At 67.6% G+C, this 19,410-nt stretch carries 15 protein-coding genes; 5 read left to right on the plus strand and 10 right to left on the minus strand.

Annotation, left to right across the window (positions count from 1 at the left end; translation table 11 throughout):
• Positions 1 to 198 precede the first annotated feature (198 nt).
• Genes HUX53_RS01770 through HUX53_RS01785 form a run of 4 tightly spaced genes read left to right on the plus strand, consistent with a single transcriptional unit; the run spans position 199 to position 3,744 of the window.
• On the plus strand, positions 199 to 423 hold the full coding sequence (locus tag HUX53_RS01770; RefSeq protein ID WP_176401415.1) for a hypothetical protein: 225 nt from the start codon (positions 199 to 201) through the stop codon (positions 421 to 423).
• A complete protein-coding gene (locus tag HUX53_RS01775) occupies positions 424 to 996 on the plus strand; it encodes a DUF6879 family protein (RefSeq protein WP_176401416.1) in 573 nt (190 codons plus the stop codon).
• Positions 996 to 3,182, plus strand: coding sequence for a tetratricopeptide repeat protein (locus HUX53_RS01780; RefSeq protein ID WP_176401417.1), 2,187 nt, complete (start codon positions 996 to 998; stop codon positions 3,180 to 3,182). The genes HUX53_RS01775 and HUX53_RS01780 overlap by 1 nt, the downstream gene beginning before the upstream one ends.
• Entirely contained in the window at positions 3,172 to 3,744 is a 573-nt protein-coding gene (locus HUX53_RS01785) for a GNAT family N-acetyltransferase (RefSeq protein WP_176401418.1), read from the plus strand. Before HUX53_RS01780 ends, HUX53_RS01785 begins: the two co-directional genes overlap by 11 nt.
• Before the next feature lie 24 nt (positions 3,745 to 3,768).
• On the opposite strand, the gene HUX53_RS39820 is transcribed toward HUX53_RS01785, so the two are convergent.
• From HUX53_RS39820 to HUX53_RS01830, 9 genes are all read right to left on the minus strand, one after another.
• Complete coding sequence (locus tag HUX53_RS39820) at positions 3,769 to 3,990, minus strand: hypothetical protein (protein ID WP_217918976.1); 222 nt, start codon at positions 3,988 to 3,990, stop codon at positions 3,769 to 3,771.
• 131 nt (positions 3,991 to 4,121) lie between these two features.
• Positions 4,122 to 4,595 (minus strand): hypothetical protein, encoded by a 474-nt coding sequence (locus tag HUX53_RS01795; RefSeq protein WP_176401420.1) that lies wholly within the window; start codon positions 4,593 to 4,595, stop codon positions 4,122 to 4,124.
• An 83-nt stretch (positions 4,596 to 4,678) separates the two neighbouring features.
• Positions 4,679 to 8,023: a type I restriction endonuclease gene (locus HUX53_RS01800; RefSeq protein ID WP_176401421.1), complete on the minus strand. Its 3,345-nt coding sequence runs from the start codon at positions 8,021 to 8,023 to the stop codon at positions 4,679 to 4,681.
• Between the two features lie 34 nt (positions 8,024 to 8,057).
• Positions 8,058 to 10,526, minus strand: coding sequence for a class I SAM-dependent DNA methyltransferase (locus HUX53_RS01805; RefSeq protein ID WP_176401422.1), 2,469 nt, complete (start codon positions 10,524 to 10,526; stop codon positions 8,058 to 8,060).
• Positions 10,523 to 11,203 carry an RloB family protein gene (locus HUX53_RS01810; RefSeq protein ID WP_176401423.1) on the minus strand — a complete coding sequence of 227 codons (681 nt, stop codon included), beginning with the start codon at positions 11,201 to 11,203 and terminating at the stop codon, positions 10,523 to 10,525. Before HUX53_RS01810 ends, HUX53_RS01805 begins: the two co-directional genes overlap by 4 nt.
• 95 nt (positions 11,204 to 11,298) lie before the next feature.
• Entirely contained in the window at positions 11,299 to 12,543 is a 1,245-nt protein-coding gene (locus HUX53_RS01815; protein WP_176401424.1) for an ATP/GTP-binding protein, read from the minus strand.
• Positions 12,544 to 12,708: 165 nt separating this feature from the next.
• The gene (locus HUX53_RS01820; protein ID WP_255204826.1) at positions 12,709 to 14,316 is read right to left on the minus strand and encodes an ABC-three component system protein; all 1,608 of its coding nucleotides are present in this window, start codon (positions 14,314 to 14,316) and stop codon (positions 12,709 to 12,711) included.
• A 124-nt stretch (positions 14,317 to 14,440) separates the two neighbouring features.
• Positions 14,441 to 14,707 carry an ABC-three component system middle component 6 gene (locus tag HUX53_RS01825; RefSeq protein ID WP_176401426.1) on the minus strand — a complete coding sequence of 89 codons (267 nt, stop codon included), beginning with the start codon at positions 14,705 to 14,707 and terminating at the stop codon, positions 14,441 to 14,443.
• Positions 14,704 to 15,618 carry an ABC-three component system protein gene (locus HUX53_RS01830; protein WP_176401427.1) on the minus strand — a complete coding sequence of 305 codons (915 nt, stop codon included), beginning with the start codon at positions 15,616 to 15,618 and terminating at the stop codon, positions 14,704 to 14,706. The genes HUX53_RS01825 and HUX53_RS01830 overlap by 4 nt, the downstream gene beginning before the upstream one ends.
• Positions 15,619 to 15,869: 251 nt before the next feature.
• Here HUX53_RS01830 and HUX53_RS01835 point away from each other — a divergent pair, with 251 nt between their 5' ends.
• A complete protein-coding gene (locus tag HUX53_RS01835; protein ID WP_176401428.1) occupies positions 15,870 to 17,852 on the plus strand; it encodes an N-6 DNA methylase in 1,983 nt (660 codons plus the stop codon).
• Here the strand turns inward: HUX53_RS01835 and HUX53_RS01840 are convergent.
• A complete protein-coding gene (locus tag HUX53_RS01840; protein WP_176401429.1) occupies positions 17,849 to 19,330 on the minus strand; it encodes a serine/threonine-protein kinase in 1,482 nt (493 codons plus the stop codon). The genes HUX53_RS01835 and HUX53_RS01840 overlap by 4 nt on opposite strands.
• Positions 19,331 to 19,410: the final 80 nt, after the last annotated feature.

Genomic DNA, 19,410 nt, shown 5'->3' on the forward strand with positions numbered 1-19,410 from the left:
CGCATGATGTTTTGCCGGGAAGAATCCTGGATCGATCCATGTGTCTATTTTTCCACATATCGGCACGCGACGCGGTTGTGCGACGTCGACAAACCGGCATTAGGTCGCGCCGTTATCTCATCTACGTGGCAGCGAGCCATGCGCGCCGCTAATCTGTCGGAAGCGCCCCGAGAGAGGGCCTTTCCAGGAAGGCAGACCATGAAACTGGTCATGCTGTACAAGGATCAAGGTTCCGGCGGGAACGGATGCCCGTCCGTCTACCTGGCGGAGAACGGAGACCTCGTCGTCCAGGGGCACGCGGTGGACGACGGCACCTTCGCCGAGCTGGCCAACGTGCTGCCGGGTGAGAACGCCGTCCGGATCGCGCCGGACGTCCTCGAGGGAGCCATCGAGCGGCTGCGCGCCGTGCGGGAGGAGCGCTAGGTGGGACGGGTCTTCCACTCACTCGCCGACAAGGAATTCAACAGTCTCTTCAGTGACTTCGAGTACACCGCTTACCGCCTGGAGTCCCTGCAGAGCTACGACGTCTCCTACGAAAAGGACGAGTTCTCACTCTTCCTCGCCGGTCAGGAGCGTGGAGAATTCCCGGGAATCGCCGACTGGATCGAAGGCAGCGTGCGACCGGCGAAGAAAGCCGGAAAGCGCATGCACCGAGTCCATGTCGTCGAGGAGCCGCTGTCCGATTACGTCCGGTTCGAGTGCGCCTGGTCGTACGAGCACACCGTGCCGGCCGGAGAGGACGTGCGGATCATCCCGGTGCGGCGGGGCGAGTGGCCGGAAGGGCTGCCCCACTACGACTACTGGCTCTTCGACTCCTGCCGCCTCGTCACCATGCACTACGAGGACGACGGGGCGTTCGCGGCGGCGGAGATCGTCGACGATCCCGAAAAGATCGTCCAGGCGAACTACTGGCGGGACCTCGCGGTGAACCGTGCCGTCCCGTACCAGGAGTTCGCCGCCCGGTACGACGGACGGTTCCTGCCGACGTCCGGCTGATGTCCAGCGAGGACCCGATCGCGGCGAACCAGTTCGAGGGAGACGCCGGCACCGTCGTCCAAGCTCAGAGCGTCCAGGGCGGTATCCGCATCGGCGGAGGCCGAGACCTGCCGCCGCCGCGGCAGCTGCCGCTGGACGTCTCCGGCTTCGTCAACAGGGAGGCGAGTCTCCGGGCATTGGACGTCCTGCTCGCGGACAGCACGACGGAGGCGACCGTGCCGACCGGACCGGCGGGCACGGCCGCCGACGGCGTCCCCGCCGTCGTGGTATCCGCCGTGTCCGGCGCGCCGGGTATCGGCAAGACAGCACTCGCCCTGCACTGGGCGCACCGGTCCCGGTCACGGTTCCCCGACGGCGACCTCTACGTGGACATGCGCGGCCACGGCCCCGGCCGTCCGATGACGGCGGGCGAGGCCCTCGACGGATTCCTGCGGGCCCTCGGCGCACCGCCGGAGGCCATCCCCGACGACCCGGGCCAGCGGGCATCCATCTACCGGACGCTTCTCGACGGCAAGCGCATGCTGGTCGTCCTCGACAATGCCGCGTCGTCCTCCGACATCAGGCCGCTGCTCCCGGCGTCGCGCGGGTGCTTCGCGCTGATCACCAGCCGAAGTACACTCGCGGGGCTGGTGGCCAGGGAGGGAGCGGCGCGCGTGACCTTGGACGTACTGTCGCCCGAGGAGTCCGTCGCCCTGCTCGCGACCGTGCTCGGAACGGACCGAATCGCGGCCGACCCCCTGGCCGCCCTCCGCATCGCCGAACTCAGCGGCCACCTTCCGCTCGCACTGCGCGTCGTCGCCGAGCACGCGGCGGGCCGACCGGAACTGTCCCTCGCCGACCTGGTCGCCGAACTCGAGGACGAACGGCACCGGCTCGACGCCCTGGCGACCGAAGAAGACGAACTGAGCGACGTGCGCGCGGCGTTCTCCTGGTCCTACCGCGCCCTGAGCGAACCCCGGCGCCGCGCCTTCCGGCTCCTCGGCCTGCACACCGGACCCGACATCGGCATCGGCGCCGCCGCGGCGCTGCTGGACACCGACCCGGCCACGGCGCGCCGCCGGCTGCGCGGCCTCACCGCCGCCCACCTGCTCCGCGAGACCTCGAACGACCGCTTCCACCTCCACGACCTGCTGCGCGCCTATGCCCGCGAGCGACTGGACGCCGAGGATCCCCAGCGAGAGCGGACGCGTGCCGTGCGGCGGATGTTCTCCTGGTACCTGCTCACAGCCGACGCCGGACGGCGGCTCATCCTGCCCTACTCCCACGCGGTCCCGCTCGTCCCCGCCGAGGGCATCGACGTGCCCCGATTCGGGGGAGCGCAGGAGGCCGCTCGGTGGTTCGAGGGTGAGCGGCCCAATGTCCTCGCCGCGCTACGTCTCGCTGTCGACCTCGGGCAGTACGACATCGCCTGGAAACTGCCCGTGGTCGCCGACGGCTTCTTCGAACTCGGCTCATACTGGTCCGACTGGGAGGACGTGCACCGGCTCGGGCTGCGGGCTGCGCAGGAGCTCGGCGACGCCCTCGGCGAGGCGTCCAATCTCTTCTGCCTCGGTGACGCGGGCTGGCGCGGCGGCCGGCACGACGAGGCGCTCACCGACTACCGGCGGGCCGCCGAACTCAGCCGGGAACTCGGCGACGCCTGGCTCGAGGGCTTCGCATCCCGCGGCATCGGCCTGATCTATGAGGAACGCCACGAGACCGAGGCGGCGGCCGAGCATTTCCGGTCGGCGCTGCGGGTCTTCCAGGAGAACGGGATACGGCGCGGCGAGGGCATGGCACTGCTGAGCCTCGGCCACTGCGCCGCCGATACCGGTGAGGCCATCGAACTCGGTGAGCGCGCCCTGGCCGTTTTCGCCGAACTGGGCGACGAGTGGAGCCGAGCATGGGGGACGCTCCCGCTCGCGTCCGCCCTTCTCGCCCAGGGGCGGGCATCGGACACCGAACCACGGCTGCGGCACGCGGTCGAGACCTTCGAACGGTTCGGTGACCGCCGCAGCATGGCGATGGCGATGGCCTCACACGGTGAGGCGCTTCTCGCGATGGACGACGCCTCCGGCGCGGCCGCCCGCTGGCGCGCGGCCGCCGCGATCTACGACGAGCTCGGCGACGACCGGGCAGAAGAACTGCGCACGCGGGCCTCGGACCTTGAGCAGGGGCAGGGGCAGGGGCAGGCCGATGGTCGCTGACCCGACCGTCCGGACCGGTGCCCGGGCGCTCGCGGAGCAGTGCTTCACCGCGGTCTGCGACGTGCACGACGCGGTCTTCGCCCAGCCGCCCTTCGCATGGGCACCGCAGATGGCGACCGAGAACAGCGAGTACCTGCGGCGGCTGATGGACGATCCGACTTTCGGATTCGTGCTGGCCGAACATCGCGGCCACCTGATCGGTTACGCCTTCGGTCACCGCCTCCCGGCCGACCACGGTTGGTGGAATGACTTCACCGAACCACTCCCCGACGACCTCACGGCCGAATGGGACGGCCGCACCTTCGCCCTGATCAGCCTCGCCCTGCTGCCGCCCTGGCGCGGCCTCGGCATCGGCGGGCGCCTCGTCCGAGAACTGCTCGCGGCACGGAACGAAGAACGCGCCATCCTCTCGGTGCAGCCGACCGCCGTCGCCACCCAAGCCTTCTACCGTCATCTCGGATGGCACAAGGTGGGACGCAAAGGCCCCTTGGAGGGTGTCGTCCCGCCCTACTGGGACATCTTCATCTTCACCGTCGCCCCGCCCCCTTCACATCGACAGTGAGGGGCAGTTCCGCACCTCATCGGCTCAGCCTTCGGTGTCCTTCGGGTGACGAGGGGAGGCGTAGACGAGCCATACGATGCGCTTCTCGTCGTCGACGAGGTAGCGCACCCGGCCGCCGCTGGTGACCTCGTACTCCCACTGCTCCAGGTCACGACCATTGTGCCCGCGAGTTGCGAGATCTCCGCGAAGCCGGTGCTGGCGTTGATGGTTGGCGCGGGAGCGCGGCTCGGAACGAAGATTCTCCAAGCATCGCCGACTGTTGGCCACGGCAAGCCGGCAAAGCTCGTCCCAGCCGTTGGCGGCTTCGCCCGTTCCGAACCGCACATCCCACTGGTCATCCGGAGGCGGGACCGTGACGCGATCCCCCCGCTTCGGACTCACGGGTGGACTTCCACCTGGCCGAAGTCACCGCTGGCGGGCAGAACCGCATCCGCGTGCTGCTCAGGGTCAGCCTTGATGCGCGCGGTGGCACGCCAACCGGTGATCACCTCGTTGATGGACGCGTCAAGGTCGAGCTCGGCCGCGTCCGAAAGCGCATCGACCAGCTCCACGGTGAAAGCGCGCACCTCATCGGTGCTGAGGTGGCGCACCCAAGGGAACACGTCCGGCATGGCGAGAAGCAGCTCGCGAGCGCCCGGGTCGTGCTTCATCAACGCGATGAAGATCCGGGAGGCCGTGGCCAGCGTCTCGTCACGCCGCTCTTCACGATCGGCCGCCGTCAGGAAGAAGTCGGGTGCATCACGATGGGTGACGCGCACCCGGCCCAGCTTGGAGGCACGTTCGGCGACGGCCCGCGGGTTGCGGGACAGGTCGGAGAAGGTGACCGAGTCTGGATGGATCGTGGTGCTCATGACCGCAGGTTATCAGATCGTATTCTGAAGTCGACTGGCCGAGCTCACCGTCCATCGCTTGAACACCGCCCGGAACCTGCTCCCTACTCCCTGAGGAACTGGTCTCTCTGTTCAACCGCGAGCCCTAGCAGCTCCCCAGCGATCGGGCCGGCCGCGTCACGGCTCACATCAAGCAGATTGATCACCTGGCGCCGAAGGTTCCTGCGGAGGTTCTGCTGAAGATGCTCGTTCCCTGGGAAGTGGGGAGGACCGACCTGGTCCCTGATCTCGACCGCGAGCCGTCTGGCGACCTCGACCAGGCGGTCCCGTGTGATGGGCCCCTGAGCGCTGATCTCGGCGGCAAGCTGCTCCTCGAGAACGCTGAAGATACGTCCTTCCGTTTGCGGGTCGAGGTCGAGCGCAAGGATCTCCGCGTCGTCCACAACGATCTGGTCTACCAGGTCGCCGAGGGCGTCCGCGAGTTCCCGCCACTGCTGGTCCAATTGGGTGAGCAGGAGGTCGAGTTGACCGCTCAAGCGCCCGATACGGCCGGGGTCGCTGCGCCGGCTCTCCTCGATGAGCCGTCGTAGGGCGTACTCGTACTCGCGCGCTCGGGCGCGGTCGCTGCGCAGCGCGTCCACGCGGTCCCGGAAGCTCGCGCCGGTGATCTCGACGGGCGGAACCTGCTGGACGTGCACGTTGGCGCGAATGTGATCGTCCAGCAGTTCCCGGAGGAGCGGGCCATACTGGTTCGGGTCGGGGCGGCCGGTGCCGGTATCACGGAAACGCCGTCGCACCCGCCACTGGAGCAGCCCGACATCCTTGGCGAGCTCCAGTTGAGGGCCCACCTCACGGCGTGGTAGCAGGCGTTCGACGGCCGACAGGAATGCCCGAGCCGCGCCGTCGAACCGGGCGCGCAGGGCCGGATCCTCCAGCCGCGCGAGCAACTCTTCCTGAGCGTCCGGATCGCGGGCCTCGGATTCGCTGATCCCCAGCTCGGCGAGGGTGTCCCGCATGGTCTGCGCATGTGCGGCGAGACGGGGCAGCTCGTAGCCGAGCAGGTCCTCCCGCATTCCTTCCAGGTCGTCCAGCTCGTACTCGGCGAGCGCTTCGTCCAGGTGGTCGGCAAGCGCGACATAGTCCACGACCAGGCCGTAGGGCTTGTTGCGCGCCGGCCGGTTGGTCCGGGCGACTGCCTGGAGCAGTTCGGCCCCGCGGACGGGCCGGTCCACGTACAGGGCTTGCTGCAGCGGCGCGTCGAAGCCGGTGAGCAGCATCCGCTGCACGATCAGGAATCCGACCGGGGTCTCTTCCCGCGGCCGTCCGGAGAACATGGTGTCGGGTTCCAGGCCGCCGAACCGGCCGTCCCACGGACCGTCCGGGCCTTCGTTGGGGTCGATCGGGGGCGGCTCCAGCGGCGCCGACGGCGACCACGGTTCCTCCGCATCATCATCCCGCTCGCCGGCGACCGGACGCGGCAGCGGCAGCAAGTAGCGGGCAACGTGGGTGTCGTGGGCAGAGCTGTCGGTCCATTGGCGGAACTCCGGCGGGTCCCCGGCCGACGGTGAGATCACCGGGATGAAGTCGAGTTGCCGGAGCGGATACAGGTGCCGTGCCGCGGCGGCGAGAAGGCCCTCGTCGTATCCGTCGTGCGGGCCCGGCCTCGCCAGGTGCTTCTCGGCTGCGCGGACCAGGTCGTCCCTGGCACTCAGGAACGCGTCCCGGTAGCGGACGGCGGCGCGGCGGCTGACCGCGACCACCTGGGCCTTGAAACCGGCGGGCAGCACATGCTCGACCCAATGGGCGAGCATGTCACGGGCCTTCGCCCTGATCAGGTCCGTGGACTCCAGGACGTCCCGGAGGTTGAGCGGCACCTCGTCCGCCGCGTCGAGCTGGTAGGCGGCGTCCAGCCCCGCGCGGTCGACCAGCGAGGACGACACATACCGTCCCTCGTAGCGGATCGGGACGGTGGCACCATCCTGTTCGGCCTCCCGCAACGTGTAACGGTCGATCTCCGAGCCGAAGATCTCCGTGGTGGTCCGGCCTCCGGACCGGACGATCGGCGTCCCCGTCAGGCCGATCTTCACCGCGCGGGGCAGCGCGGCGGTCAGCCGGGCGTGCCACCATCCGGTATGCGTCCGGTGTGCCTCGTCGATCAACAGCAGGATCTGGTCGCTGTTGTTCAGCACCGAGTCGAACAGGCCGCCGAACTGGTCGTCCGCTTCCTGACCCGCGCCCGCGTCCGTCCTTGCCTGCTGAATCATCAGCTGGATCACGCCGGGCGTGGTGCTCGTGAGCAGCCGGCGCGCGGCGGCGCTGCTCTCGGCCACCAGCGGCATCTCCCCGCTGAGCCGCAGCACCGGGGTGAGCTGCGTCTTCAGCGCCCGGCGGTCCGATACTACGACGATCTTGAAGGTGCGCAGGCCGTCGGTGTTGCGCATCTTCCGGATGAGGAACACCATCGTCAGGCTCTTGCCGGAGCCCTGTGTGTGCCAGAGCAGGCCGCCACGGGCGCGGGGGTCCTGCTCGCCGACGAGCCGACGCACGGTCTTGCTCACCGCACGGTACTGCTGATGGCGGGCGACGAGCCGGACGGTCCTGCCGTCCAGCCACTGGAACACGCTGAAGCTTCGTACCAGGTCCAGGAGGCGTTCCCGCTGCAGCACCCCCAGCGCGAGCGTGTGCAGCGTGGTGGGCTGCTGCCCGGCGGGGAGGTCGAGCCGGGCGGCCGCGGTCTCCAGAGTGTCCGGATAGGTGCTGCGCCATTCGGCGAAATGCTCTGGAAGGGACGTGACCGTGCCGAGGGCGGCGCGCTCGTCGTCGACGGCGACAAGGAACTGGACATAACGGAACAGCTCCGGCACCGATCGGTCGGGCAGCAGACGGCGTTCCCCCGACAGAACCCGCAGCCGGTCGATCGCACCGGTGACACCGTCGGTCTCTTGTGGGCCGGATGCGGCACCGACCACGAACGGGATGCCGTTGCACAGGACCACGAAATCGAGCTCGACCGCCGGGATCCCCGCACTGCGGCGGCGTATCGGCACGTGGGTCGCGACGACCCAGTCGTTCGCGTCCGGGTCGTCCCACTCGACCAGCTTGACGGCCCGACTTCGTCCATTGTCCAGCCACGGCGGGGCGTCCACGGCCACACCGGAGTGCAACAGTTCGAAGAACTGCTCGTTGCCCGTGACCATGTCGCGGTCGATCCGGGCAACGGCGTCCCAGACCTGCGCAAGTTGCGCGTCGTCGAGCCAGAGCTCGCCGCCGGGCCCCGGGTTGATGCGGCGCACCGCGTCCAGGAAAGCCGCGCGGTCGATGCCCTCGGCCAACCCCTCGCCGCTCAACGGCCCGGCCTCGTCGGGTGAGCAGTCGACGGGCGCCGGCCAGCCGAGGCGGTCGGCAAGCAGTGCGGCAAGCCGATCGGTCGCCAACGTTTCCCGGCTCACGCACGCCCCCTTGGAGATCCCCCGGGTAGGTTAGCTACTCCGGGGCAGACCTTTCGGGCATTCCTCGACTTTTGCGGCGAGGGTAGGCGAGTTCGCTCAGGAGGCCCCGCACCCGGTCAGTGGCCGCATCTCGGTCCACCTCCAACCGCTCCAGCGAGACCTCGTACTTGACTGTGAGGGAACGGTAGCGGTCGATGACGGTACGCAAGGCGTCCATCACACGTGAGTCGTACCGGGCGACCAGATCCTCACCCATAACGGTAAGGACGATTTTCCGGGCGTCTTGTTCAGAGATGTCGGCGACGGCTTCCGCGAACTTCGCGGGCAGCTCACGCTCCAACTGCTCGAGAACCTTGAGGGCCGCTTTCCGCTCCCCCTCCAGGCGCTCATACTCGGGCGACTGAGCTGGGGACGTCTCTTCGCCCGCTTCCGTGTGTTCCTCTTGAGCCGCCTTCAGGGACCTGAGGTGAGCATCCAGGGCCACGAATGCCTCATCGGCCTCCCGCAGCACGTCTCGGAAACCGGGTAGGAGGGCAACAGTCAGCGGGTGCTCGCGAGCATCCCGCAAGTCCGTCGCGTGACTGCTCGATCTGCGTCCGCCTTGGGTGCGCCGTGCAGGGAACAGGGCCGCCACGGACGCGGCCCAGCCCTCCACGACCCGGCGGGGTCCGCCCGCGGCGAGCGCCTGCACCTCCTCCATGTGATCGACCCACCATTGCGCGACGAGCCCGGTCAGGACGAACTCGCCGATCACCCCCTGCGAACCGAGGGCTTGGGCGAACGTGACGATGAGCCGCTCCTTGACCGCCATCGACCCTTGGTTCATCGGCTCAAGCAGGACGTCACCTTCCTCGGCCCACCAGGTGGCGCAGCGGTCATGCAACTCGGTCACGGTAGGGGCGGCCAACTCCTCGATCCTGGCCACTGCCCCAGCCGGACCATCTGACGGCACGTCCAGGTATCCGTCGTCCAACGAGACGAAGAAGTCACCGACGTCCAGTCCGAATGTGCCGAAGATGGGACGGAGCGGCTCGACCTCCGCGGCCGGAACGCCTCCATAGAGGTGTGCGCTGACATCCTGAGGCTCGGGCGACGGAGTGTTGTCAACCCAGCGCCGAATGTTGAGATTGGCGTCATCGGCCAGCACGTCCTCGACGGCCACGATCCGGGAGAAGCCCTCGACCTCGCGCCATTCGCGGCAGACCGCCCTGATCTTCTCGAGGTGTTCTTCGTCGAGATGGTTGCCGGCCCGACCGGGCCGGTACTCACGATCGGCGTTGACGATGAGGATTTGACCGCGTCGCTCCACCGGTTTGCCGCCAGGAGCCCGCAGCAGCAGCAGACACGTGGGGATCCCGGTGCGGGAGAACAGTTGCGGCCCGAGACCGACGATGGCCTCGATGACGTCGTTCTCCAACATGGCCCTGCGGACGACCTGTTCTCCCTTGGACCGGAACAAGACCCCGTGCGGCATGACGGTGACCGCGAGGCCGCCCTCGGCAAGAGATGCGAGCATGTGCTGGACGAACAGAAGATCAGCGGATCCGACCCCCATGCCGTACCCGAATCTGCCGTAAGCCTTCGCACTGACGGCTGCGGCGTCGTACTTGACGGAGAACTCCGGATTCGCGAGGACGCGGTCAAACCGCTCAACGCGTTTCCCGTCGACATGCCGCGGGTCGACGAGCGTGTCACCCATTTGCACGTCGGCGTCCCGGATGCCGTGGAAGACCAGGTTGAGTCGCGCGCTCACCCACTGAACGGCGGCGAGCTCCTGCCCGGCCAGCGCGAGATACCCGGCACGGTCGGGATGATGGTCGGCAACGTGGCGGCGTGCCTGGATGAGCAGGCCACCCGACCCGGCACAGGGATCGTAGACCGTGTGACCCGGTGCCGGATCGGCCAACCCGACCATCAGCCGAACAACCGAGGCCGGCGTGTACATGTCGCCGCTCTTGAACCCTGAGAAGCCGGCGAAGGTGGCCAGCAGCGACTCGTAGGCGTCACCGACGAGTCCCGGGAACTCCAGGTCGGCGTCCCGGAGCGATACCTCGTCGAACCTCCTGATCAAGGAGGTCAGCGCCTCGTCACGGAAGCGTGTGCCACCCAGACTCTTGTTGAAGTCGATATGGGAAAGGACACCGGCAAGATCAGAATTGTACTTCTCCAGCCCTTTCAGAGCCTCATGAAGCGCATTGCCCACCTGGCTCGTCACGCCGAGCAGCCCCGACCAAGCCGATTCCGGTGGAACGAAGATCACGTCGGTGTACTCTTCGGGATCGCCGGCGGCCTTGACAGCCTCGGCATCGTCACCCGTCCGGGCAAGTTCCCGATCGTACACACGGGCACTGGCCTCGTCGAAGACGTCCGAGCTTCGTTTGAGCAGGAGGAGCGCGGACACATAGTTCCGGGACGCCGCCACGTCGATCTTCTTCAACTGCGCTGCGGCATCAAGGATCAGCGAACGGACCTGGTGGAGGGTCGTGACCGGGGGCGCGCTCAACCACGCCTCCCGGACCGTCGGTCCGATCGATCGTCGACACGGAGCAACTCCATGAGCCGATAAAAATCCGTCTGCGTGTCACGTCTCAACGGGTCGCAATTATCAGCGTGGCCAGGTTCCGCAGGCTTCTGCTTAGCTTCGCAGTGCCCCTCCCAGCAGCGGTCAACGAGCTTACGCGCAAGTCGCACGGCATCGCCACGCTGTTCCCACAACGCGGTGCTCTGCTTGTCGTTCAGCCGCTTCGGATTCGAATTACTGCCTTTCCCTCCACTTTTCTTCCCGTAATGCTCGAACCCGGCCGCAGCGTTGAGGCTCCGCAAAATCTGATCGTTGCTTGACTGGGAGGGCAGACCGGGCGCGAAGTGCAGCCAGAGCCACAGATCGAAGGAGGGCGTCGAGAAGGCCACTTCGATGTTGTGTGCATCTGCCAGTCTAAAGGCGCGAGGGATGTCCGTGTTCTCGTCACGGTCGAATACGACCCAAACCTGTTTCTTGTCAGCAGCGGACAGCTGCTTCTTCGCCTCGACCGCCTGCTGGACAGCCCTCTCCGGCTTGAAGCCCTGGTTCGGCTGGCTCGCAGGCGCCAGATTGATGAAGAAGCGGCCCTCCTGTCCAGCCTCGTCGTTGAGGCAGGACAGGTAGTCCCGCTCTGTCTTCCCCTCACATACGACGGTCACAACAAGACTTCGCCTGTTCTGCCCATATTGGTCTCGTGGGCGCGATGCCGTATTTCGAGCGGGAGCGCCGCGCTTCCTATTCTTACCCTTGGAGGTCATGCGCAGACCTCTGCCTCGTCCGAGCTCAAGGCGTCGGCCGCCTCGCCGGCGGTCACTCGTGGAACACCCCCGTAGCCGCCGGCCAGGTAGCGACGGTCAAGCGGTTCGTCCTTACGAGGGCGCGCATCGGTCAGCGGGTAGAGTTCCGACCTCCCCAGCCGGTCCTTGATGACGAGGCGTACTTGGTCGCGCTCAAGCGGTGGGAACGGGTGAAGGTTGCCCAGCAGTGTTACATCCTGCGTCGCACAGATCAGCTGTGCGTGGTTCTCGTTCGCTTGCGGATCTTGAAAGATGCGCAGAGCTTCCGCCGCAAGGGTCGGATGCAAGCTGGCGTCGAGTTCATCGAACATGAGAACCGCGCCCTTGTCCAACGCTTCGATCATCGGTCCGAGGAACGCGAACCAGCTTCGAGTACCTTGAGATTCGAGGTGGAAATTCAGCGGAACGCTTTCGTTCTTGCCTCGATGCAGCAGCCGGATCCGCGTTCGGCCGTCGACCACTTCCGACTCGGCCCCGTCGATGCCCAAATCGGCGACCTTGAGGAGCTTGATGATCCGATCTGTGGTGGCTGGATCACGGAGCTTCTCCGCGGTGAACCCGCCAAGAACACTTTCTCCTTCGCCGGGCGCGACGAACCAGAGGTTCTGCCTGAACCAGGCGTGGATCGGGCTCAGGTACGGTTGATTGAACGCGGCGGCCACGGTGAGGAACAGTGCATTGGGGCGGGTCCTCGGGACAAGACGTTCCTTATCCCCCTTCAGACCCTCACCCGGGAACTTGAACGGGTCCTTGCTGTCGGCGTCCCGCTCGAACCACACCTGTCTGCGAGACCGCCCTTCGGGGTAGGCGTGCAGCCACTCTGACTCGACCCGCTCGTCGGACACCTCGAACCCGTAGACGTAGCGGTCACCGTCCAGGACGATGTTGACCTCGAACAGCGAGGTCTCGTCGCGCGCGTCCGGATCGAGAGCGAAGGGCTCGCGGGGGATGGCCGCCAGGGACGACCACTTGTCCACCGACCCCAGTACCGCCCGCCGCATCCATCTCATGGCATGGAGGACGCTGGACTTGCCGGACGCGTTGGCCCCATAGATCACTACGGTCGGCAAGTATGCCGATTCCGGGTCGGCGGCCAAGCCCGCGGGGCGGCCGGAACCTACGTTGAACCGGCTCGCGGCCGTCCAGAGTTCGAACTCGTCACGGAACGACCTGTGGTTCGCTCCGCGAAACCTCAGCAACATGCCAACCCCTTAGAGTCGGGATCTGAATCCATCCTAGCCCTGTTCATGCAGGTTTCCTACATGGGTGGCGTTCAAACAGGACCGTGTACTCTACATGCAGTCTGCTCGGCCACCTGGTAGGACCATGTCCATGGGTCTGTGGCTTCAGTGGGGCCGGATCGCGGCTTAGAAGCGGAAGCCGAAGAGGCCGCCGTCGGGCTGGTCGGTGAGGTGCGGCTCCAGGACGTGACCGGCCGGGCTGAACCCTTCGGACTCTGCCTTGGTCAGGTCGTCGGAGTTCATGGTGACGATGTACTGCATGCCCTCCTCCTCGGCCACCTCGGCACCGAGCGCGAGCGCCGCGGCGAGTTGCCGGGCGTCCACGCCGTCGTAGAGGTGGCTGTCGTGGACGAGGAAGTCGGGCCCGCGTCGGTCGCGATGCGCGATGACGGCAAGAGCGAGGTCGAAGCAGAAGATGACCATGTTGTGCACGCCGCGGCTGCTGTCGGTATCGATGTGCGCCTCAATCTGGATCTTCTGCTTGCCGGGATTGAACGCGAGATAGGGAGTGCGGGCGTCGCTGTAGAGCCGGCGCGCGTAGACGTTGAACAGCCGGTTCGCCTCGTAGGTGAGCGATGCGCGGTACTCGAGGTCTTCGGCCGTGGCGGTCTCGAGCTCGATCCGCTTGCCCTCGATCTCGCGTCGGCTGGCCTCCAGGGTCTGGGCCGCCTGGAAGCGGTGCCGCAACGCCTCCAGGCGCGCCTGCTCTTGAGCGAGGACATGCTGAAGTGCCGTCAGGGCGTCCAGTGCACCACCCTCGCTGAGCATGGTCAGCAGTGCCGACTGGCGTTCGCCGAGGCGCTCGCGTTCACCTGCTCGTTCCGCGAGACGCTCCTCAACGCGGGCGACCTCGTCGCGCAGTTGCCGCTCCCTGTTGCGCACGACCGTCTGGTGGAAGGCGCGCACGTCCTCGAATCGCCGCCGTACCTCCTGGCCCATCAGGACGCCAAGTTGCTCGTACGCCTCCTCCAGATAGCGGCCATCGGGTTCGGCGACGTCGGCGGTGGCCTCGCGCATCTCGAGAAGGTTGTGGCGGTCCACCGTGTCCTGGTCCCGCAGCCGACGGATCTCCTGCTCCAGTTCGTCGGCCTCCGCCCGGATGTTCTCGTACTCGGGGAGCACCCGGAACTCCTTGACCTGCTCCTGCAACTCCCGGACGCGCTGCTCCACGGCACCGATCTCGCCGCGCAGCTCCGCGGAGCGCCCGACGATCTTCCCCCAGACCGGATCCTTGGTCGCCTGTACCAGCTTCCTCCGGGTCGAGTCCTGTGTCGCGAGCGTCCGGTACTGCTCGGCGAGCCCGACATCGAGACCGAACAGGTGACTCAGATTGACCATCGCGTCCTGAGCGGACTGTCTGGCGTGCGAGGCGATCGGGCTGAGCAACCCGTCGAGACCCCGACGTATGGCGAAGGACAGCATCGTGCGCCCGCTGACCGGGGATTCCGGGGAGGGCACTCGGTAGAGATCACGTTCGATGGCCCACTGCCACTCCTTGAGCGACACGTCGCCGGCGAACTCGTCCGCCCAGAGCTGCTCTTCTCGTGATCGGCGAGTGACGTCCGGTTGGAGGAAGACCTTTGGGTTCGCTGGGCCGCGGCGGATCTTCACGAGATCGTGCCTGCCCGGCCAGTCCATGAGCAGCTCGAAGGTATGCCGGGTCAGTGCCTTGTGCGCCCATACCGATGTCCGCTGCGTCGTCGCGCCGAGGAGGAAGTGGAGCAGCTCCACCATGCTGGTCTTCCCGGTCCCATTGCGGCTGTCGGTGTCCGTGGACCGGCGTTCACGCTCGGCAAGGACCAGGTTGAGCCCCCGCTGGAAGTGCAGGGTCTTGAACCGCTCGTCGTCGGACCCGAGCCTATGGAACATGGGGCCTGGCCTTGAAGATGAGGAGATCGCTCTCCGCGTCCAACTCGACCAGGCCGAGCGCGTACAGCACGTCCAAGGCGAGAGCGAACCACCAGAACGGAATCGGCGCCTTGTGCCGGTTCTCCTCCCGCCAGGTGAGGAGACGCCGCCACGCCTGCGTGATCGTGACGGGCTGCCTGCCCGTGGCGAGGACGATCTGCGCGCCCACGGCGAGCAGTGCCCGCTGCGGGGCGATCCCCTTGGTCGGGACGATCATCCTTCGCTCCTGGGCTCCGGGACGGACGGCCAGCCGTCAGGCGGCAGCTTGAAAATGTCGCATTCCTCGAAGAAGTACATCAGCACGACCCGGGCGTTCAAGCTCATCCGGAAGTCCGCGCGCTCGTTGCCCAGGATGTAGCACTCGAGCTCGTCGAAGATGTCGTCCGGCGAGTCGTGTATCTCCGCGAGCATCTCGTAGTGGTCCCTGAAGGCTGCGGCCACCTCGTCGCGCTCACCCGGGTCACGGCAGTTGTCGTAGTAGGTGTGCACGCACGGGACGTACTTGAGCGCCTGCCTCAGCAGGTCCTCGACGTCCGGCGAGAAGGTGTTGTACTCGATCTTCCTGGCGGACGGCACGGGGATGTCCGACAGGCCGCGGGTGGGACGCCGCTCCTCGGCCAGGTGCTTCAGGAGCGGCAGCACGTCCTCCAGGGCGACGCCGGTGACGACCTTCCGCGCGGGGAGGGGGCCGAGGAGGTCCTCGATCCGGTGCCGCTCCAAGCGGCAGAACTCGTTGTAGAAGCGCCGGTGGCCGAAATTCTCGAACGTGATGCCGGGGTTGTCCTTCCGCAGGCCGCTGAGGGCCTTGCTCACCTGCGGGTGCATTCCTCTGCGGTTGTTGTGGACGAACACGTAGGTGTCGAAGTCGCCGCCGCGCTTCTTCATAGCCTTGGCGAAGTCCTTCTTGACCTTGTCGCCCACCTTCGCCGGCTTGTCGACCTCCGGTCCGTTGCAGGCGTAGAGCCGCCGTTCGTGGAGCATCAACCCGTCCGCGCCGAGGTCGCCGAGGTTCCCATGGGTGGCCACGGCGAGGTAGCCGTCAAATCGGGCAGACATCACGTCATGGAAGAACTCTTCGAAGGCATTGCCGTGCAATTCGGACAGCTTCGCGCTGAGCAGGTGACGCAAGATCGAACGTTCCCATAGCTCAAGCCCACATCCCAGCACCCTGACACCCTAGCGATGAGCAGCGTCATTCTGAGGGTCATGATCGAATTCATGCGATTTGTGTATCGATGACCTTCTGGACTGATAATTCGGTCGCGATCTTGGACCGGGGGCGACGGTTTCCCTGGGGGGTCGACCAGTAAACTCAGTCAACGCCGGAAGGACCGGCAGGCTGCGACAGACCGCGCGATCCCACCGCGCGTGGAGGACGGATGCCGGAGACCGACGAGCCGGCGGTGTCGGTGACCCTCGCCGAGATCGCGCGCATCGCCGGGGTGGGGCGGGCCGCCGTCAGCAACTGGCGGCGGCGCCATGACACCTTTCCCGCCCCCATTGGCGGGACCGACAGCAGCCCGCAGTTCTCCCTGCCGGAAGTCGAGACCTGGCTACGCGCGAACAACCGGTTCAAATCACCCGCCAGCCCGCTGGAACGACTGTGGCCGCGATTCGACGCGCTCGGCGACCGAGACGCCATGGGACGAGTCATCGCCGCCCTCGGGCTCGGCGACGGTGACAGGAACCTCGTAGCGCCGGAATTGCAGCTAAACCCGGCTGAAGAAGCACTGCTCGAAGACTCCCGGGTGGTGGCGCGGGAGGAGGGGACCGCCGAGGTCTTCCGGTTCCTCCTCGACCGCTGGCTGACCGCTCACGTCCGGCAGATCGCCACCACGGCGGAACCGCTCGCCGCGGTGATGGCCGAGATCGCGGCTGCGGCCACCCGGCAGGTTCGAACCGTCCTGGATCCTGCGTGCGGAACGGGGGCACTACTCCTCGCGGCGGCCCGGCAATGGGAGAACTCGCGGCTCCGGCTCGTCGGACAGGACTCGGACGCGGTTATCGCCGCAGTGGCCGCCGCCAGGCTCCGCATCGAGAATGGCAATCGGCGGGTCGAGGTCAAGGCCGAGGACTCGTTGCGCGGCGGTACGCACGCCAACGCGGTGATGGACGTCGTGCTGTGCAGCCCGCCGACCAACGAACGCGACTGGGGCCAGGAGGAACTGGCCACCGACCCGCGCTGGGCGTTCGGGCTTCCGCCGCGTTCGGAGTCCGAACTGGCGTGGGTGCAGGAGGTCATCGCGTCTCTCTCACCGGACGGGGCGGGCGTCCTGCTCCTGCCCCCCACCGTGGCGACGCGCCGGGCCGGCCGCCGGATCCGCTCCAATCTGCTGCGCACTGGGGCATTGCGAGCGGTCGTCGCACTGCCGGTCGGGGCGGCGGCCCCCTACGGCGTCGGCCTGCACCTCTGGGTGGTGCGCCGACCGCCTGAAACGGGCACCGATGATGGCGTGCTGCTGGTGGACACCGGCGACTGCCGTGCGACATCGTCCGGCACTCGTGCCGTGATCGGCTGGGAAGCCGTCCGCGACCGTGCCGTGGCCGCGCTGCAAGGCGAACAGGTGGACGCGGCCCGCGTGCTCCCCCCGATCGAACTGCTCGGCGGCGACGTGGACCTGTCGCCCGCACGACATGTCGCCGACGCGGAGCCGGCCACATCCGGCGCCGAACTCCGGAACGCGTGGACAGGATTCCACGTGCGTCTGGATCGGGTGACCGAACTCAGCCGGATGCTGTCGGCAATCGAACCGTCCTCCGGAGTCCCCTTGTCCTCGGTGTCGGTCGCCGAGCTGGAACGGGCCGGGGCGGTGACCATCCGGCCCGGCCGTCCGGTGCCGGACGAGCTGCTCGGCCGCGGCGACCGCCCCGAGGACGCGGTGCAGTTCCTTTCGATGCACGACCTCATGACCGGTGACCAGGCCCGGAACTGGGTCGACACTCGCGACCTCCCGGACACCGAGCTCACCGTCGCCGAGCCCGGCGACATCGTCGTGGTAGGCGCCCAGCGCGCCTTCGACGCCTGGGTGCAGGAGCCGGAACACGTGGTCCTCGGCCCGCAACTCATGGCCGTGCGTCCCGACCCCGAGCAGCTCGACCCCTGGTACCTGGCGGGCTGCCTGCGGACGCCGGCGAACGCGCGGCGCGCCGGCGGGCACGCGTCCACGTCGTCCCGCATCGACATCCGGCGTCTCGAGGTGCCCCGGCTGCCGCTGGACGAACAGCGGCACTACGGGGAGCTCTTCCGCGAGCTGGCCGCGTTCACGGGGACGCTGCGCGCGCTGGCCGAGACCGGGACGGCGCTCGGCGACACGCTCGGCGGGCTCCTCGCGGCCGGACACCTGCGCCCAGGCGGCTCCTAGGCGCCGGGAAGCCGGTCCAGGAGTGCCCGGATCTCGCGCCCCCGGCCGCGTTCCTGGAGTTCGAGCGCGACCTCCCGCAACCGTCGGACAAGTACGGCCGGGACGGGGACGAGGGCCAGCACGTCACGGGCGACGGCCGACCAGGCGGCAACGGCCTCATCGACGTGGTCCTCGGGTATGAGGCATTCGGCGAGGCCGATCCGCGCCTCCAGAAAGATCTCCATCCCCTCCCGGGTCTGGTTGCCGGCCGCCTGCCGCTCGGCGTCCCGGTAGCGGGCCCTGGCGCGCGCGATGATGCCTTCGAGGCGGGCCGCGTCCCCGCAGCGCAGGCACGCCCGCGCGATGGGCAGGTAGCTGATCCCCCAGGCGCGCCGGGCCTCCTCCAGCGTCGCGTCCAGCCGCTCGGTAGCCGGACCTGGTTCGCCCGCCTCGATCTCGTCGGCGGCCTGAGCAATGAGATCGTCGTATTCGTCGCGGCTCGGGCGATCCACTTCCGGACGGCGCCGTCCCCGGCCGCGGCGGGGTGCCCGCTCCGTCTCGGCGGGACGTTCACGGCCGTCCGGGCTGCGGAAGGGCAGCGTCGGGTCCGGGTCGAGCGCGGGGTTGGGGGCCGCGTCTCCGGGCTGCGGCAGATGCGGCGCCAGTACCGCGATGACCTCCTCGGCCGTCGGGCGGGACTCTGGGGCCTTCGCCAGCATCCGATCCACGATCGCGTCGATGGCGGGGTCCACGTGGTCGACGAATTCGCTGACGCGCGGCGGCGGGTCGTAGAGGTGCTGATCGTCGTAGCTGCGGTCGGACCGTTCGAGGAACGGAGGCCGTCCGGTGAGGAGCAGGAACATGACGCCTCCGGCGCCGTAGAGGTCGGCCGCGAAGGTGACGGGGTCGCTCGACCTGATCAGTTCGGGGGCTCGGTAGCCGAGGCTTCCGGGCGTGTGGCCGTCCTCGGTATAGCGGGTCGCGTCCGGGTCGGTGAGGAAGGCGATACCGAAGTCGATCAGGTAGACGTTGCCGTCCTTGGCCACGATCGCGTTGTGCGGCTTGATATCCCGGTGGACGACGCCGTTGGCGTGCGCATAGGCGATCGGTTCCAGGAGCTGTGTCATGAGTGCGGCGACGGCCCGGGGAGACAGCGTGTGCCGCCGACGGAACTCGTCCATGTGGACGCCGTCCACGTGCTCCATGACCAGGTAGGGGTCGAGACCATCGTTGCCTCGCGACAGCAGGCGCGGAATCCGGTGATGCCTGAACCGCTGGAGCAGACTGCATTCGCGTTCGAATCGGTCCTCCAGCATCTGCACATGCTTGTTGCGTCCCCTGGACCGCCGTCCCGCGCTCACGCGCGGGGAACGGAGGATCTTGACCGCGACCAGGCGGCCGGTCTTCTCCTCCCGCGCGGTCCAAACCTCGCCCATGCCTCCGCTGCTGAGGAACTCTTCCACCCGGAACCTGCCCTGGAGCAGATCGTTCGGCTCCATGTCTTCTCCCCGTGACGTGGCCTTGTCGATTTCCATCCCGATCTCGGTAAGCAGTGTGGCACACTAGGCGACGTACACAC

Origin of the sequence: Actinomadura sp. BRA 177 (assembly GCF_013372625.1) — a bacterium.
Taxonomy (GTDB): Bacteria; Actinomycetota; Actinomycetes; order Streptosporangiales; family Streptosporangiaceae; genus Spirillospora.

Bases quoted from the DNA above. Each gene is read 5' to 3' on its own strand.
- HUX53_RS01835 (WP_176401428.1), top strand. From the start codon at position 15,870: ATGCCGGAGACCGACGAGCCGGCGGTGTCGGTGACCCTCGCCGAGATC.
- HUX53_RS01780 (WP_176401417.1), top strand. From the start codon at position 996: ATGTCCAGCGAGGACCCGATCGCGGCGAACCAGTTCGAGGGAGACGCC.
- HUX53_RS01825 (WP_176401426.1), bottom strand. From the start codon at position 14,707: ATGATCGTCCCGACCAAGGGGATCGCCCCGCAGCGGGCACTGCTCGCC.
- HUX53_RS01815 (WP_176401424.1), bottom strand. From the start codon at position 12,543: ATGTTGCTGAGGTTTCGCGGAGCGAACCACAGGTCGTTCCGTGACGAG.
- HUX53_RS01820 (WP_255204826.1), bottom strand. From the start codon at position 14,316: ATGGTGGAGCTGCTCCACTTCCTCCTCGGCGCGACGACGCAGCGGACA.
- HUX53_RS01770 (WP_176401415.1), top strand. From the start codon at position 199: ATGAAACTGGTCATGCTGTACAAGGATCAAGGTTCCGGCGGGAACGGA.
- HUX53_RS01840 (WP_176401429.1), bottom strand. From the start codon at position 19,330: ATGGAGCCGAACGATCTGCTCCAGGGCAGGTTCCGGGTGGAAGAGTTC.
- HUX53_RS01795 (WP_176401420.1), bottom strand. From the start codon at position 4,595: ATGAGCACCACGATCCATCCAGACTCGGTCACCTTCTCCGACCTGTCC.
- HUX53_RS01785 (WP_176401418.1), top strand. From the start codon at position 3,172: ATGGTCGCTGACCCGACCGTCCGGACCGGTGCCCGGGCGCTCGCGGAG.